Source organism: Paracoccus chinensis, assembly GCF_900102885.1.
GTDB lineage: Bacteria > Pseudomonadota > Alphaproteobacteria > Rhodobacterales > Rhodobacteraceae > Paracoccus > Paracoccus chinensis.
Genome location: NZ_FNGE01000009.1, coordinates 53497 through 68066, shown reverse-complemented (window position 1 = coordinate 68066; position 14570 = coordinate 53497). Strand labels below are relative to the sequence as shown.

16 protein-coding genes are annotated in these 14570 nt (G+C 67.2%); 14 read left to right on the top strand and 2 right to left on the bottom strand.

Translation table 11 applies throughout. From position 1 onward, the window contains the following. Positions 1-6: 6 nt before the first annotated feature. The 13 genes from BLQ03_RS10840 (at position 7) to trpB (ending at position 12413) form a co-directional block, all read left to right on the top strand. Entirely contained in the window at positions 7-954 is a 948-nt protein-coding gene (locus tag BLQ03_RS10840; RefSeq protein WP_245688841.1) for a lysophospholipid acyltransferase family protein, read from the top strand. A 194-nt stretch (positions 955-1148) separates the two neighbouring features. Continuing rightward, the gene (gene lipB / locus BLQ03_RS10835; protein ID WP_090755851.1) at positions 1149-1865 is read left to right on the top strand and encodes a lipoyl(octanoyl) transferase LipB; all 717 of its coding nucleotides are present in this window, start codon (positions 1149-1151) and stop codon (positions 1863-1865) included. A gap of 95 nt (positions 1866-1960) precedes the next feature. After that, positions 1961-2482 carry a c-type cytochrome gene (locus tag BLQ03_RS10830; protein ID WP_090755848.1) on the top strand — a complete coding sequence of 174 codons (522 nt, stop codon included), beginning with the start codon at positions 1961-1963 and terminating at the stop codon, positions 2480-2482. 189 nt (positions 2483-2671) lie between these two features. Next, complete coding sequence (locus BLQ03_RS10825) at positions 2672-4351, top strand: cytochrome c oxidase subunit I (protein ID WP_090755845.1); 1680 nt, start codon at positions 2672-2674, stop codon at positions 4349-4351. 75 nt (positions 4352-4426) lie between these two features. After that, complete coding sequence (locus BLQ03_RS10820) at positions 4427-4939, top strand: DUF2244 domain-containing protein (protein ID WP_090755842.1); 513 nt, start codon at positions 4427-4429, stop codon at positions 4937-4939. A gap of 67 nt (positions 4940-5006) precedes the next feature. Continuing rightward, a complete protein-coding gene (locus BLQ03_RS10815; RefSeq protein ID WP_090755839.1) occupies positions 5007-6290 on the top strand; it encodes a TCR/Tet family MFS transporter in 1284 nt (427 codons plus the stop codon). Positions 6291-6318: 28 nt separating this feature from the next. After that, complete coding sequence (locus BLQ03_RS10810) at positions 6319-7218, top strand: alpha/beta hydrolase fold domain-containing protein (RefSeq protein ID WP_090755836.1); 900 nt, start codon at positions 6319-6321, stop codon at positions 7216-7218. A gap of 144 nt (positions 7219-7362) precedes the next feature. After that, positions 7363-9078, top strand: coding sequence for a 30S ribosomal protein S1 (gene rpsA / locus BLQ03_RS10805; RefSeq protein ID WP_090756116.1), 1716 nt, complete (start codon positions 7363-7365; stop codon positions 9076-9078). Positions 9079-9245: 167 nt separating this feature from the next. Then, positions 9246-9542 (top strand): integration host factor subunit beta, encoded by a 297-nt coding sequence (gene ihfB, locus BLQ03_RS10800; protein WP_090755833.1) that lies wholly within the window; start codon positions 9246-9248, stop codon positions 9540-9542. A 100-nt stretch (positions 9543-9642) separates the two neighbouring features. After that, a complete protein-coding gene (locus BLQ03_RS10795) occupies positions 9643-10083 on the top strand; it encodes a LapA family protein (protein ID WP_090755830.1) in 441 nt (146 codons plus the stop codon). 3 nt (positions 10084-10086) lie between these two features. Next, positions 10087-10722, top strand: a complete 636-nt coding sequence (locus tag BLQ03_RS10790; RefSeq protein ID WP_090755827.1) for a phosphoribosylanthranilate isomerase — start codon at positions 10087-10089, stop codon at positions 10720-10722. Next, positions 10719-11171, top strand: a complete 453-nt coding sequence (locus tag BLQ03_RS10785) for a GNAT family N-acetyltransferase (protein WP_090755824.1) — start codon at positions 10719-10721, stop codon at positions 11169-11171. The genes BLQ03_RS10790 and BLQ03_RS10785 overlap by 4 nt, the downstream gene beginning before the upstream one ends. 15 nt (positions 11172-11186) lie before the next feature. Beyond that, positions 11187-12413, top strand: coding sequence for a tryptophan synthase subunit beta (gene trpB, locus BLQ03_RS10780; RefSeq protein ID WP_090755822.1), 1227 nt, complete (start codon positions 11187-11189; stop codon positions 12411-12413). Positions 12414-12655: 242 nt separating this feature from the next. Here trpB and BLQ03_RS10775 read toward each other — a convergent pair whose 3' ends face one another. Further along, complete coding sequence (locus BLQ03_RS10775; protein ID WP_090755819.1) at positions 12656-13030, bottom strand: DUF2237 family protein; 375 nt, start codon at positions 13028-13030, stop codon at positions 12656-12658. 68 nt (positions 13031-13098) lie between these two features. Next, complete coding sequence (gene pth / locus BLQ03_RS10770; RefSeq protein WP_090755816.1) at positions 13099-13779, bottom strand: aminoacyl-tRNA hydrolase; 681 nt, start codon at positions 13777-13779, stop codon at positions 13099-13101. A 138-nt stretch (positions 13780-13917) separates the two neighbouring features. Here pth and BLQ03_RS10765 point away from each other — a divergent pair, with 138 nt between their 5' ends. After that, a complete protein-coding gene (locus tag BLQ03_RS10765; protein WP_090755814.1) occupies positions 13918-14547 on the top strand; it encodes an ATP-dependent Clp protease proteolytic subunit in 630 nt (209 codons plus the stop codon). The last annotated feature ends 23 nt before the right edge of the window (positions 14548-14570 follow it).

Genomic DNA, 14570 nt, shown 5'->3' with positions numbered 1-14570 from the left:
CACGTCATGAGCCACGCGCCCACGAACACGCCTGATCCGGGCCGCCTGCCCGCCCGGGTCGAGATGCAGGAACGGCTGGACCCGCTGATCGCCGAACGGGCGCCCTGGCTCTATTCCGGCAAGCCGCATCACACGCTGGCCAAGCGGCTGATGATGCGGCTCTTGCGCTATCCCCGTTCCATCGATCTCGCGGCCGAGTTCCGCGACCTGCCGACCGAGGAGATCATGCGCCGCATCTCGGCGCTGATCGTGCGCGACCTGCGGGTGGACGGGCTGGAGAACATCCCCGCGACCGGCCCCGCGCTGATCGTGGCAAACCATCCGACGGGGATCGCGGACGGGATCGTTCTGCACGCGGTCGTCTCGGCCGTGCGCGACGACCTGTTCATCTACGCCAACCACGACATGATCCGCGTCCTGCCCCAGACCGAGGAGCTGATCGCCCCGGTCGAATGGCGGATGGAGAAGCGCAGCCACGCCAAGACGAAATACACGATGGACTACACCCGCGCCGCGCTGGGCCAGGGGCGGATCGGGCTGATCTTCCCCTCGGGGCGGCTGGCCAAGCGGCACGGGCTGAAGCTGCACGAGCGGCCCTGGATGGCCAGCGCCGTGATGATCGCGCGCAAGTTCGGCGCGCCCGTCATCCCACTGCACATCCGGGCGAGGAACTCGGCCCTGTTCTACCTGCTGGACGCGATCCACCCGACTCTGCGGGACGTGACGCTGTTCAACGAGGTGCTGAACAAGGCGGGCCACACCTACCGCATCACGGTCGGAAAGCCGATCGACCCGGCGAGCCTGCCCGCGAAGTCCGAGGAAGGAATCGAGGCGCTGCGCCGCGCCGTCCTGGACCTGCCCCCGCCCGGCCCCAACGCCGCGCACATGTCGCACCTGCGCGAGGTGCGTCGGCGCCGGGCGCAGATCCGGCAGCCGATGGGCGAAAAGCTCTAGTCTTTCGTTTGCCTGACCTCCGGACCGGGGCGCTGCCCGATCGGGCTCCGCCCCTTCCTCGCCCAAAACAGTCCACCGGACTGTTTTCCGGGGCTCGGAAGACTGGGGATATATGGGCAAGGAGGAAAAGGCTGCGGCAGCCCGGGGAGGCTGCGCTTGCTTATCGGCATGGCTGGCGTCATCTGTGGCGCGTCATGACCGAACTTCCCACTTCCGACACGCAGCGACTGCCCTCGGCCCCACCCGGCCCCGAGTGGCTGCTGACCCCCGGCCTGTTCCCCCACCCCGAGGCGGTGGCATGGATGGAGGCGCGCGTCGCCGCCATCCATGCGGGCGAGGCGCCGGAGGCCATCTGGCTTGTCGAGCATCCGCCGCTTTACACGGCGGGCACCTCGGCCCGGCCCGAGGACCTGACCGATCCCGGCCGCTTTCCGGTCTTCCCCACCGGGCGCGGCGGCCAATACACCTATCACGGCCCCGGACAGCGCGTGGCCTATGTCATGCTGGACCTCAACCGCCGCGGCCGCGACATCCGCGCCTTTGTCCAGTCGCTGGAGGCATGGGTGATCGCCGCCTTGGCCGAGTTCGGGCTGCGCGGCGAGATCCGCGAAGGCCGCGTGGGCGTCTGGATCGCCCGGCCCGACAAGGCCCCGCTGGCGGACGGCATCATGCGCGAGGACAAGATCGCCGCCATCGGCATCAAGCTGCGTCGCTGGGTCAGCTTCCATGGCATCTCGATCAACGTGGAACCCGACCTGTCGCATTATGGCGGCATCGTTCCCTGCGGGATCAGCGGCCACGGCGTCACCAGCCTGGTCGATCTCGGCCTTCCGGTGACGATGGCCGATCTGGATCACGCGCTGATGACCAGCTTTTGCAAGGTTCTTGGTGAACCAAATGCGGGTCTATGACCTTTGTTCTCTTGCGAAAGCGCGCGCGATGATATGCCCTGTGCCCGAGAGAGACCGCTCTCGTCACGAATGATCCGTTGAGGAAGGACGATCCGATGAAGACCAGCCTGTTTGCCACTCTCGCGACCTTCGCCCTTGCCATGCCCGCCCTGGCCCAGGATGCGGCCGGCGACCCGGCCAAGGGCGAGGCAGAGTTCAAGAAATGCAAGGCCTGCCACATGATCCAGGCGCCGGACGGCACGGACATCGTGAAGGGCGGCAAGACCGGCCCCAACCTGTATGGCGTGGTCGGCCGTCCCTATGCCGCCGAGGAGGGCTACAAGTACGGCGAGGGTCTGATCGAGCTGGCCGAGAAGAACCCCGACCAGGTCTGGGACGCGGCCCACCTGATCGAGTACATCACCGACCCGACCGCCTATGTGAAGGAATACACCGGGGACACCGCCGCGAAGTCGAAGATGACCTTCAAGCTGGCCAAGAACCAGGCCGACGTGGTCGCCTTCCTGGCGCAGCACTCGCCCGATGCCGGCGCGGCGGCGGACGGCGATGCGGCGGCCGCAGCGGCGCCTGCGGCCGGGGGCGACGCGGCAGCGGCGGCGCCTGCGGCCACGAACTGACGCACCTGTCTTCCCGCAACGGGAACGGCACCTGAATCGGCCCCCGTCCGCGCCTGCGGGCGGGGGACTTTTTTGTCGCACCGGCCCCCGCGCGACGCATTGCCGCAAGGGGAATCCTGTTCTAGAACGAGCCTCAGCCAGTCCGCCCGGCCAGCCGCCGCGACGGCACGATTCTGAGGAGAGCTTCGCATGGCAGATGCCGCCGTTCACGGCCAAGGTGCGCAGCATGACACCCGCGGGTTCTTCACCCGCTGGTTCATGTCCACCAACCACAAGGACATCGGTGTCCTTTACCTCTTCACCGCAGGTCTGGTGGGGCTGATCTCGGTCAGCTTCACCGTCTACATGCGGATGGAGCTGCAGCATCCCGGCGTGCAGTACATGTGCCTCGAAGGCGCGCGCTTCCTTGCCGCCGGCGTGGACGAGGTCTGCACCCCTAACGGCCACCTGTGGAACGTGATGATCACCTACCACGGCGTCCTGATGATGTTCTTCGTCGTCATCCCGGCGCTGTTCGGTGGTTTCGGCAACTACTTCATGCCGCTGCACATCGGTGCGCCGGACATGGCCTTCCCGCGGCTGAACAACCTGTCCTACTGGCTGTTCGTCTGCGGCGTGGCGCTGGGCATCGCCTCGATCCTGGCGCCGGGCGGTAACGACCAGCTCGGCTCGGGCGTGGGCTGGGTGCTTTATCCGCCGCTGTCCACCACCGAGGGCGGCTATTCGATGGACCTGGCGATCTTCGCCGTCCACGTTTCGGGCGCCTCGTCGATCCTGGGCGCGATCAACATCATCACCACCTTCCTGAACATGCGCGCCCCCGGCATGACGATGTTCAAGGTGCCGCTGTTCGCCTGGTCGGTCTTCATCACCGCCTGGATGATCCTGCTGGCCCTGCCGGTGCTGGCCGGCGCCATCACCATGCTGCTGATGGACCGCAACTTCGGCACCAACTTCTTCAACCCGGCCGGCGGTGGCGACCCGGTGCTGTACCAGCACATCCTGTGGTTCTTCGGCCACCCCGAGGTCTACATCATCATCGTGCCGGGCTTCGGCATCATCAGCCACGTGATCTCGACCTTCTCGCGCAAGCCCATCTTCGGCTACCTGCCGATGGTGCTGGCCATGGCCGCGATCGCCATCCTGGGCTTCGTCGTCTGGGCGCACCACATGTACACCGTCGGCATGTCGCTGACCCAGCAGGCCTATTTCATGCTGGCGACCATGACGATCGCGGTGCCCACCGGCATCAAGGTCTTCTCGTGGATCGCGACGATGTGGGGCGGCTCGATCGAGTTCAAGACGCCCATGCTCTGGGCCTTCGGCTTCCTGTTCCTGTTCACCGTGGGCGGCGTCACCGGCGTCGTGCTCTCCCAGGCTCCGCTGGACCGCGTGTATCACGACACCTACTATGTCGTGGCGCACTTCCACTACGTGATGTCGCTGGGCGCCGTCTTCGCCATCTTCGCCGGCGTCTACTACTGGATCGGCAAGATGAGCGGGCGCCAGTACCCGGAATGGGCGGGCAAGGTCCACTTCTTCGCCATGTTCATCGGCTCGAACCTGATCTTCTTCCCCCAGCACTTCCTGGGCCAGCAGGGGATGCCGCGCCGCTACATCGACTATCCGGATGCCTTCGCCTACTGGAACAACATCTCGTCGATGGGCGCCTATCTCGCCTTCGCCTCGTTCCTGTGGTTCATCGGCGTAGTGTTCTACACGCTGTTCGCCGGCCAGCGCGTGACCGAGAACAACTACTGGAACGAGTTCGCCGACACGCTGGAATGGACCCTGCCCTCGCCGCCGCCCGAGCATACCTTCGAGCAGCTGCCCAAGCGCGAGGACTGGGACCACGCCCGCGGGCACTGATCCCTTCGACCTGAACCCTGCGGCCCCGGAGCGATCCGGGGCCGTTTTCCGTGGAAGACCCTGGATGCGGACCCCATGCCCTACGCCTGGCAGCCCGACGACCCCGACGGCACCCGCCGCCTGCTGATCTGGCGCCACCGCTCGCTGACGCCCGAGGGCTTCGCCTGGGTGATCGGGATTTCGGCGGCAACGCTGGCGCTGCCCCTGCTGGCAGTCATCGGCTCGGCCGTCATGTGGGGGCTGCTGCCCTTCGCCCTGGCGGCGCTGGCGGGACTGTGGTGGGCGGTCCAGCGGGGCTGGAAAGGCGGCGGCGCGTTCGAGGAAGTCGCGCTGAACCCGGCCGAGATGTCGGTCACCCGCCACGACCCCGGCCGTCCGGCCCGCCGCTGGCAGGGCAATCCCTACTGGGTGCGGCTGACCCTGCGGCGCGACGGGCCGGTCGAGGATTACCTGACCCTGTCCGACGGCCGGCGCGAGATCGAGCTTGGCGCCTTCCTCAGCCCCGAGGAGCGGCGCAGCCTGCGCGCCGACCTCGCCGCCGCCCTGTCCGATCTGGTGCGCCCCGCAGAAAGCCGCCTGCACCCCTGAGGGCGGGGCCGCTTTCGCTCGCACCCCGTTCATGGCAGAGAGGCGCCAGCGTCCCTGCGAGTGCCAGATGTCCCAGATTTCCGTCAGAACCCGCGCAGACCGGCGCCGCGCGGCCTTCCGCCGCAAGGCCGGACGGGCGGCGCGCATCTTCGTGCTGCTGACGGTGCTGATCGACGCGACCGGCATGGGGCTGATCTTTCCTGTCATGCCCGACCTGCTCGAGGAACTGACCGGCCAGAACCTGTCTGGCGCCGCCGTCTGGGGCGGCATCCTCGGCACGGCCTATGCGGCGATGCAGTTCCTGTTCGGCCCCGTCGTGGGGAACCTGTCGGACGCCTATGGCCGCCGCCCGGTCATGCTGACAGCGCTATTCGTGATGACGCTGGACTATGTGCTGCTGGCGGTCGCCCATACCGTTACGCTGATCCTGATCGGCCGCATCATCGGCGGCATCATGGCCGCGACCCACGCGACGGCAGCCGCCTACATGGCCGACATCTCGACGCCCGAGGAAAAGGGCCGCAACTTCGGCCTGATCGGGGCGGCCTTCGGGGTGGGCTTCGTGCTGGGGCCGGTGCTGGGCAGCCTAGCCTCGACCATCGACCTGAGGGCACCCTTCTGGATCGCGGGCGGGCTTGCCTTTGCCAACATGGTTTTCGGCTATTTCGTCCTGCCGGAAACCGTCACGCGGTCGATCCGCCGCCCCTTCAGCTGGCGGCGCGCCAACCCGCTTTCCTCGTTCTCGGCCGTGGGCAAGCTGCCGGGGATCGCGCCGCTTCTGGCGGTCTTCGCGCTCTTCAACCTTGCCGGCTATGTCTATCCGGCGGTCTGGAGCTTCTTTGGCAAGGCCCGCTTCGGCTGGGACCCGCTGCATATCGGCCTGTCGCTGGCGGCCTTCGGCATCGCCATCGCCTTCGTGCAGGGCGTGCTGGTCGGCCCCGCGATCCGGCGCTTCGGACCGGGCCGCACGGTGGTCCTGGGCTTCGTGCTCGAGATCGCGGCCTTCGTCTTCTACGGCTTCGTCACCAGCCCGCTGTGGGCCCTGGCCCTGACACCCCTGGCCGCCATCGCCGGGCTGGGGGGGCCCGCGCTTCAGCAGATCATGTCGAACCTCGCCCGCGACGACCAGCAGGGAGAGTTGCAGGGCGTCCTGTCCTCGGTGGCGGCCATCGCCATGGGCGTCTCGCCGCTGATCATGACCGCGATCTTTGCGTTTTTCACGCGTGAGAATACGCTGGTCTATGCGCCGGGGATGCCGTTCCTGGCCGCCGCCGCGATGATGCTTGTGGCGCTGGCGATCTTTGTCCAGGCGCGGCGATCCAGGCACCGGACAGGTGAAAGGAGCAGCTGATGACGCATTTCCCCAAGGCCCTCACCCGATGACCGCCGCCGGGTCGCGCGAGATGCGGCGTCTGGGCCGGATGGCCCGCCTCACCATCCAGCCCTTCGCCCGTCGCCCCCGGCTGATCCGTGCCCTGATGGCGACGGGGCTTCTGTCCCGCGACTTTCCCCTGCCCCGGCGGACGCGGCGGGAACTGGACACGGTCAGGCGCAAGCTTCAGGGCCGCCCCGTCTGGACGCTTTCGCCCAAGGACGTGGCGCAGGACGCGCCGATGGTCCTTTATCTGCATGGCGGGGCCTATGTCTGCGGGATCGCCCCACCGCACTGGCAGTTTCTGACCACGCTGGCCCAGGGGGGCGCGGTGATCGAGGTGCCGCTTTACGGGCTCGCGCCGCAATACGACGTCCGCCACGCATTCGCATTGCTGGACGGCCTGTGGGCCGAGATCGCCCTTCGCCATCCTGGCCGTCCCATCACGCTGATGGGCGATTCCGCCGGGGGCGGGCTGGCGCTGGCCTTCGCCATGCACCTACGCGACCGGGGACAGGCGCTGCCGGGAAAGCTGGTCCTGCTCGCACCCTGGTCCGACATCACCTGCAGCGACCCCGAGGTTGACGAGCGCAGGCAGGACGACCCCATGCTGGCCCGGGCGGGCGCGCTGCTGGCGGGCGAGGTCTGGGCCAATGGCGCGGACCCGCGTGACCCGCGCCTCAGCCCGATGAACGGCGAGATGGCGGGCCTGCCGCCCACCGACATCTACCAGGGCACGCGCGACATGTTGCGCCCGCAGGTCGAGGCGCTGGCCGACCGGATGCGCGCGGCGGGGGTGCAGGTGGACCTGACGCTCTGCCCCGGCGGGCTGCATGTCTACCCGATCTTCGACGCGCCCGAAAGCAACGCCGCCACGGCCCGGATCTCGGCACGGCTGCCGGGCTGAACCCTTGCCAGATGCGGGGATTTGCGCTATAGGCGCGCCCAAGTCTTGTGAACGACATGGCCAGAACAGGCCGCTTTGGAATGGGTCGGGCCTTATGCTGCGACCCTTTCGCGTTACGCAAGGCAGACCGGCGGAGCCAACCGCATGGCCAGCAACCCGACCAAAGGACACACCTGCCGCATGGCGAAACAAACATCCATGGAGGAATTCGAAGCCCTCCTCAACGAAAGCTTCGAGATTGACACTCCGGACGAAGGTTCGGTCGTCAAGGGCCGCGTCATCGCCATCGAGGCGGGGCAGGCCATCATCGACGTCGGCTACAAGATGGAAGGCCGCGTCGATCTGAAGGAATTCGCCAATCCGGGCGAAGAAGCCAACCTGTCGGTCGGCGACGAGGTCGAGGTCTATCTGGACCGCGTGGAAAACGCCCGTGGCGAGGCCTCGATCTCGCGCGAGAAGGCTCGCCGCGAGGAAGCCTGGGACCGTCTGGAGCAGGCCTACGCCAAGGAAGAGCGCGTCGAAGGCGCCATCTTCGGCCGCGTCAAGGGTGGCTTCACCGTCGATCTGGGCGGCGCCGTGGCCTTCCTGCCCGGCTCGCAGGTTGACGTGCGCCCCGTGCGCGACGCCGGCCCCCTGATGGGTCTGAAGCAGCCGTTCCAGATCCTCAAGATGGACCGCCGCCGCGGCAACATCGTCGTGTCGCGCCGCGCCATCCTGGAAGAAAGCCGCGCCGAACAGCGCGCCGAGGTCATCTCGAACCTGCACGAAGGTCAGGTCGTTGACGGCGTCGTCAAGAACATCACCGAATACGGCGCCTTCGTCGACCTGGGCGGCGTGGACGGCCTGCTGCACGTCACCGACATGGCGTGGCGCCGCGTGAACCACCCGTCCGAGATCCTGTCGATCGGCGAGACCGTCAAGGTCCAGGTCGTCAAGATCAACAAGGAAACCCATCGCATCAGCCTGGGCATGAAGCAGCTCCAGTCCGATCCGTGGGACACGGTGGCCGACAAGTTCCCGATCGGCTCGGTCCACAAGGGCCGCGTGACCAACATCACCGACTACGGCGCGTTCGTCGAACTGGAAGCCGGTGTCGAGGGTCTGGTCCACGTTTCGGAAATGAGCTGGACCAAGAAAAACGTCCATCCCGGCAAGATCGTCTCCACCTCGCAGGAAGTGGACGTCATGGTGCTGGAGATCGACGAGCAGAAGCGCCGCGTCAGCCTGGGCCTCAAGCAGACCCAGCGCAACCCGTGGGAAGTCTTCGCCGAAACCCACCCGGCCGGCACCCCGATCGAGGGCGAGGTCAAGAACATCACCGAGTTCGGTCTGTTCGTGGGCCTGGAAGGCGACATCGACGGCATGGTTCACCTGTCCGACCTGTCGTGGGACCAGCGTGGCGAGGATGCGATCCAGAACTACCGCAAGGGCGACGTCGTCCGCGCGGTCGTGCAGGAAGTCGATATCGACAAGGAACGCATCAGCCTGTCGATCAAGGCCATGGAAAACGACACCATGTCCGAGGCCGTTGACGGCGTGAAGCGGGGCGATGTCGTCACCGCGGAAGTCACCGCGATCGAGGATGGCGGGATCGAGGTGGAATATAACGGCGTCAAGTCGTTCATCCGCCGCTCGGACCTGGCGCGCGACCGTCAGGACCAGCGCCCCGAGCGTTTCTCGGTCGGCGACAAGGTCGATGTCCGCGTGACCAACATCGACACCAAGACCCGCCGTCTTGGCCTGTCGATCAAGGCCCGCGAGATCGCCGAGGAAAAGGAAGCGATCGACCAGTACGGCTCGTCCGATTCGGGCGCCTCGCTGGGCGACATCCTGGGCGCGGCGCTGAACCGCCGCGGCTGAGCGCCCGATCTGCCGGCATCCTTGGGCCGTCCCCTTCGGGGGCGGCCTTTCTCATGCGGTAAGGGCTGGAGTTGCAGCAGAAAACCTGCAACCTTATCAGTCCGGTCGCGTTGGGAACCCATGCCATTGCCGCGCGCGGACCAAGCCATAGGTAGAACAGGGCGACCATGATCCGTTCCGAATTGATCCAGAAGATCGCCGAGGAAAACCCCCACCTCTTCCAGCGCGATGTCGAACGGATCGTCGCCACCGTTTTCGACGAGATCATCTCGGCCATGTCGCGGGGCGAGCGGGTCGAGTTGCGCGGCTTCGGCGCCTTTTCGGTCAAGCAGCGCCAATCCCGCCAGGGCCGCAATCCCCGCACGGGTGAAACCGTGCAGGTGGATGAAAAGCACGTCCCCTTCTTCAAGACGGGCAAGCTGCTGCGCGACCGCCTGAACGGGCTGGACCAGTCCGACGAGTGACGCGCCCGACCGCGCGAGGCGGTTGCACCCGACGCCGCGATGAGTGAGATTGAGCCCGCTCAATCGACCCCGTGCGGGTCTGCAGGAAAAGGTCGTTCCGATGCGCTATGTCCGGATGCTGCTTGTCGCGCTGCTGGCCATCATCCTGGTCGGGGTGGCGCTGGCCAACCGGCAGCTGGTCACGGTCAGCCTGTTTCCGGGGCGGCTGGACCGCTACATGGGCGGCGACTGGCAGGTGCAGATGCCACTGTTCCTGGTCATCATCCTGGCGCTGCTCGCGGGCATGGTCCTGGGGCTGGTCTGGGAATGGATGCGCGAGACCACCGTGCGCCAGGAATCCGCCCGCCGCGCGCATGAGCTGCAGCTGCTCGAACGCGAGGTGCGTGGCCTGCGCGTGACGCACCATGCGCCGCGCGACGAGGTTCTGGCGATCCTCGACGCCCCCAAGCCCGCGCCTGCCCCGGCAGCGGCCCCTGGTGCCACGGTTCCGGCCAACACCCCCCTGCCCGCCAGCCCGGCCGCGCTGCCCGCGCGCCGCTGACCGATGGCCCAGGTCAAGATCTGCGGCATCACGCGCCCGGAGGACCTTTCCGCCGTGGCAGAGGCGGGTGCGCGCTACGCAGGCTTCGTCTTCTTCCCCAGATCGCCCCGCAATCTCTCGGTCGAGGCTGCCGCCGCACTTGCCGCCGAGGTACCGCTTGGGGTGGCGCGCGTGGGACTGTTCGTGAACCCTGACGATGCGACGCTGGACGCGGTGCTGGACCGGGTGCCTCTGGACATCATCCAGCTTCACGGCAGCGAAACGCCCGCACGCGTGGCCGAGGTCAAGGCGCGCACCGGTCTTCCGGTGATGAAGGCAGTTGGCATTTCCGTGCCTTCGGACCTGGACGCGCTGTGGGACTACGGGCTTGTCGCCGACCTGCTGCTGGTGGACGCCAAGGCTCCGCCTGATGCGGCGCTGCCCGGCGGCAACGGGCTGTCCTTCGACTGGCGGCTGCTGGCCGGGCGCCGGATGCTCAAGCCCTGGATGCTGGCCGGGGGGCTGACGCCCGCCAACGTGGCCGAGGCCGTGCGGCTGACCGGCGCGCCGATGGTGGACGTCTCCTCGGGGGTCGAGGCCGCGCCCGGACAGAAGGACCCGGCCCTGATCCGCGGCTTCGTGACCGCGGCGCAGGAATGACCGCCGCGCCCGTCTTCCGCGAGGCGACCCGAGAGGATGTTCCGGCGGTCGTGGACCTTCTGTCCGACGACGTGCTGGGCCGCACGCGCGAGGGCGCGGGCCTCGACACCTATCTGGCCGCCTTCGACGCCATGCAGGCCGAGGGTCACAATCACCTGATCGTCGCCGAGCAGGAAGGCCGTGTCATCGCCTGCTACCAGATGATCACCATGTCGGGCCTGTCCCTGTCCGCCAGCCGCCGGGCCGAGATCGAGGGCGTGCGCGTCGCGTCAGACCTGCGCGGCCAAGGACTTGGCGCCCTGCTGGTGGCCGACGCCGAAGCGCGGGCGCGCGCCGCTGGCTGCACGCTGATCCAGCTGACCAGCAACGCCACAAGGACCGATGCGCTGCGCTTCTACGAGGGGCTCGGCTTTACCGGATCGCATATCGGCTTTAAGAAGCCCATCTGACTGCGGGGGACCATCATGGCCGAAGACCTCATCAACAGCTTCATGACCGGGCCGGACGAACAGGGCCGTTTCGGCATCTTCGGCGGCCGCTTCGTCAGCGAGACGCTGATGCCGCTGATCCTCGACCTTCAGGCGGAATACGAGAAGGCCAAGACCGACCCCGCCTTCAAGGCCGAGATGGACGAGCTGTGGACGCATTACGTCGGCCGCCCGTCGCCGCTCTACAAGGCCGAGCGGCTGACGGAACGGCTGGGCGGCGCCACGATCTACATGAAGCGCGAAGAGCTGAACCACACGGGCAGCCACAAGATCAACAACGTGCTGGGCCAGATCCTTCTGGCGCGCCGCATGGGCAAGACGCGGATCATCGCCGAAACCGGCGCGGGCCAGCACGGGGTGGCGACGGCCACCGTCTGCGCGCGCTTCGGCCTGAAATGCGTGGTCTACATGGGTGCCGAGGACGTGCGGCGCCAGCAGCCCAACGTCTTCCGCATGAAGCTGCTGGGGGCCGAGGTCGTGGCCGTCCAGTCGGGCCGGGGCACGCTCAAGGACGCGATGAACGACGCCCTGCGCGACTGGGTGACGAACGTCCGCGACACCTTCTACTGCATCGGCACGGTCGCGGGGCCGCATCCCTATCCGGCCATGGTCCGCGACTTCCAGCGCATCATCGGCGAGGAAACGAAGGCCCAGATCCTTGAACGCGAGGGGCGCCTGCCCGATACCGTCATCGCGGCCATCGGTGGCGGCTCGAACGCCATGGGAATCTTCCATCCCTTCCTCGACGACCGCTCGGTGCGGATCATCGGGGTCGAGGCCGGCGGCAAGGGCGTGGACGAGACGATGCAGCATTGCGCGTCCCTTACAGGAGGCCGTCCGGGCGTCCTGCACGGCAACCGCACCTACCTGCTGCAGGACGACGAGGGGCAGATCCTCGAAGGCCACTCGATCAGCGCGGGGCTGGACTACCCGGGCATCGGGCCCGAGCATGCCTGGCTGCGCGACATCGGCCGCGCCGAATATGTCAGCGTGACGGATGACGAGGCGCTGGCGGCCTTCACCCTCTGCTGCGAGACGGAAGGGATCATCCCGGCGCTCGAGCCCAGCCATGCACTCGCCCATATCGCCAAGATCGCGCCCGAGCTGCCGCCCGAGCACCTGATCGTGATGAATCTCAGCGGCCGGGGCGACAAGGACATCTTCACCGTTGCCCGCCACCTGGGTGTGCAGGTCGAAGCGTAAGCCTCAGCGCGTCAGCAGCACGTACGGGACAGAGGGGCGACACGGCAGCGGCGGGACCAGCCGCGCCCGACCTTTGCCGGCAAGTTTCAACGGACCCGTGACAGGCAAGGTTCAATGGCCGAGGTGTCGATCGTGGCCGGAAACTTCTTAGGGCTGCGGAGCGCGCGCCCCTGCATGAAGGAGCAGCCGAGACAGACCCTCCACCAGATCGAGCCGCCGGTCCGCTACAGGCCCTTGCCGCCCTACTTCGCCGCATCGACCGCATGGGCGCGCAGCAGTTCCAGCGGCACGATCTCGGTCGCCCGAAGGTGGGTCGAGGCGAGGACCACCTGCGGCGCCGCAAATTCCTGCGCGGCCTGAAGGAAGCGGCCCGCGCAGACGCACCAGCGATCGCCTGCCTTCAGCCCGGCGAAGCCATATTCGGGGCGCGGCGTGGACAAGTCGTTGCCAAGATATTTCGAGAAGGCCAGGAATTCCTCGGTGGCGATCACGCAGACGGTGTGGCTGCCCCGGTCCTCGGGGCCCGTGTCGCAGCAGCCGTTGCGGTAGAAACCCGTCAGCGGCCGCGTCGAGCAGGGCTGAAGCGGCTCTCCCAGGACGTTCAGCGAGGGTTCCATGGCAGGCTCCTTCCTCAAGGCCGGGGCTCTGCCCCGGACCCCGGGATATTTGAACGAAGAAGAACCGGCTAGCGAAAACGGTCGCCCAGCGCGCGGAGGCGGTCGGCCATGCTGAGCGGCTCGGGTTCGGATGTTTTCTCGGCCGCAGGAGCCTTCTCGGAGACGCGCGGTTTCCTGGGTGCGGGCGCCACCCGGGCTGCCAGCGCCGTGCCGAAGGCAGCGCCGTCACCCCGCGCCAGCGCCGTGGCGCCGTCCGAGATGCCGCGCAGCAGGTCCTCGACCATGCCCTCCTCGGATTTGGCGAAGTCGGACAGGACATAGCCACTGACGCGATCCTTGTGGCCGGGATGGCCGATGCCGATCCGAAGGCGCCGGTAGTCCTCTCCGATATGCTGGTGGATCGAGCGCAGGCCGTTGTGGCCCGCGTGCCCGCCCCCGCTCTTCAGCCGGCAGGTGCCGGGGGCAAGGTCGAGTTCGTCATGCAGCACCACGACCTCGGCGGGCATGAGCTTGAGGTAGCGCATCGCCTCGCCCACCGACTGGCCCGACAAGTTCATGAAGGTCTGCGGCTTCAGCAGGGTGACGCGCAGGTCTCCCAGCCGCCCCTCGGCCACCAACCCCTGGAAGCGCGCCTTCCAAGGCGAGAAGCCGTGGTCGGCCGCGATCCGGTCCAAGGCCATGAAGCCGATGTTGTGCCGGTTACCGGCGTATTTCGCACCGGGGTTGCCCAGTCCCACCATCAACAGCATCGGCAACTCTTTCGCATTCGACCCATCCCTTGCGGTGGACCTCGCCCGTAACTAAGACTCTGTCAAGTTTTCGCCCCTATGACGGGTTCGATCGGGGATGGTCGGCGGCGAATCGAAATCAGCAAGTGACGGGGCGAGATGCAGGATCCGGCAGAATACTACATGAACACGCTTGTCCCGATGGTCGTCGAACAGACCAGCCGGGGCGAACGGGCCTATGACATCTTCTCGCGGCTGCTGAAGGAACGGATCATCTTCCTGTCCGGGCCGGTGCATGACGGGATGGCGACGCTGGTCTGCGCCCAGCTTCTGTTCCTCGAGGCGGAGAACCCGTCCAAGGACATCAGCATGTACATCAACAGCCCCGGCGGCATCGTGACCTCGGGCCTGTCGATCTATGACACCATGCAGTATATCCGCCCGCGGATCTCGACTCTTGTGATCGGCCAGGCGGCGTCGATGGGCTCGCTGCTGCTGGCGGCGGGGGAAAAGGGCGCGCGCTATTCGCTGCCGAACAGCCGGATCATGGTCCACCAGCCCTCGGGCGGGTTCCAGGGGACGGCCTCGGACATCCTGATCCACGCGCAGGAAACCGAAAAGCTGAAGCGCCGCCTGAACGAGATCTATGTCAAGCACACCGGCCGGACGTTGGACGAGGTGGAGCAGGCGCTGGAACGCGACCGCTTCATGTCGCCGGACGAGGCGAAGGACTGGGGACTCATCGACGAGATCCTCGAGGCGCGCGGCAAGGCCGTCCCCGAGGGCTGACCGCCGCATCTCGCTTTTTTTTG

What these genes read in the sequence shown, in the direction of transcription:
- BLQ03_RS10810 (WP_090755836.1), top strand. Translation starts at nt 6,319, where the DNA reads ATGACCGCCGCCGGGTCGCGCGAGATGCGGCGTCTGGGCCGGATGGCC.
- BLQ03_RS10840 (WP_245688841.1), top strand. Translation starts at nt 7, where the DNA reads ATGAGCCACGCGCCCACGAACACGCCTGATCCGGGCCGCCTGCCCGCC.
- BLQ03_RS10785 (WP_090755824.1), top strand. Translation starts at nt 10,719, where the DNA reads ATGACCGCCGCGCCCGTCTTCCGCGAGGCGACCCGAGAGGATGTTCCG.
- BLQ03_RS10825 (WP_090755845.1), top strand. Translation starts at nt 2,672, where the DNA reads ATGGCAGATGCCGCCGTTCACGGCCAAGGTGCGCAGCATGACACCCGC.
- lipB (WP_090755851.1), top strand. Translation starts at nt 1,149, where the DNA reads ATGACCGAACTTCCCACTTCCGACACGCAGCGACTGCCCTCGGCCCCA.
- BLQ03_RS10790 (WP_090755827.1), top strand. Translation starts at nt 10,087, where the DNA reads ATGGCCCAGGTCAAGATCTGCGGCATCACGCGCCCGGAGGACCTTTCC.
- BLQ03_RS10815 (WP_090755839.1), top strand. Translation starts at nt 5,007, where the DNA reads ATGTCCCAGATTTCCGTCAGAACCCGCGCAGACCGGCGCCGCGCGGCC.
- rpsA (WP_090756116.1), top strand. Translation starts at nt 7,363, where the DNA reads ATGGCCAGCAACCCGACCAAAGGACACACCTGCCGCATGGCGAAACAA.
- BLQ03_RS10820 (WP_090755842.1), top strand. Translation starts at nt 4,427, where the DNA reads ATGCCCTACGCCTGGCAGCCCGACGACCCCGACGGCACCCGCCGCCTG.
- BLQ03_RS10795 (WP_090755830.1), top strand. Translation starts at nt 9,643, where the DNA reads ATGCGCTATGTCCGGATGCTGCTTGTCGCGCTGCTGGCCATCATCCTG.
- ihfB (WP_090755833.1), top strand. Translation starts at nt 9,246, where the DNA reads ATGATCCGTTCCGAATTGATCCAGAAGATCGCCGAGGAAAACCCCCAC.
- trpB (WP_090755822.1), top strand. Translation starts at nt 11,187, where the DNA reads ATGGCCGAAGACCTCATCAACAGCTTCATGACCGGGCCGGACGAACAG.
- pth (WP_090755816.1), bottom strand. Translation starts at nt 13,779, where the DNA reads ATGCTGTTGATGGTGGGACTGGGCAACCCCGGTGCGAAATACGCCGGT.
- BLQ03_RS10765 (WP_090755814.1), top strand. Translation starts at nt 13,918, where the DNA reads ATGCAGGATCCGGCAGAATACTACATGAACACGCTTGTCCCGATGGTC.
- BLQ03_RS10830 (WP_090755848.1), top strand. Translation starts at nt 1,961, where the DNA reads ATGAAGACCAGCCTGTTTGCCACTCTCGCGACCTTCGCCCTTGCCATG.
- BLQ03_RS10775 (WP_090755819.1), bottom strand. Translation starts at nt 13,030, where the DNA reads ATGGAACCCTCGCTGAACGTCCTGGGAGAGCCGCTTCAGCCCTGCTCG.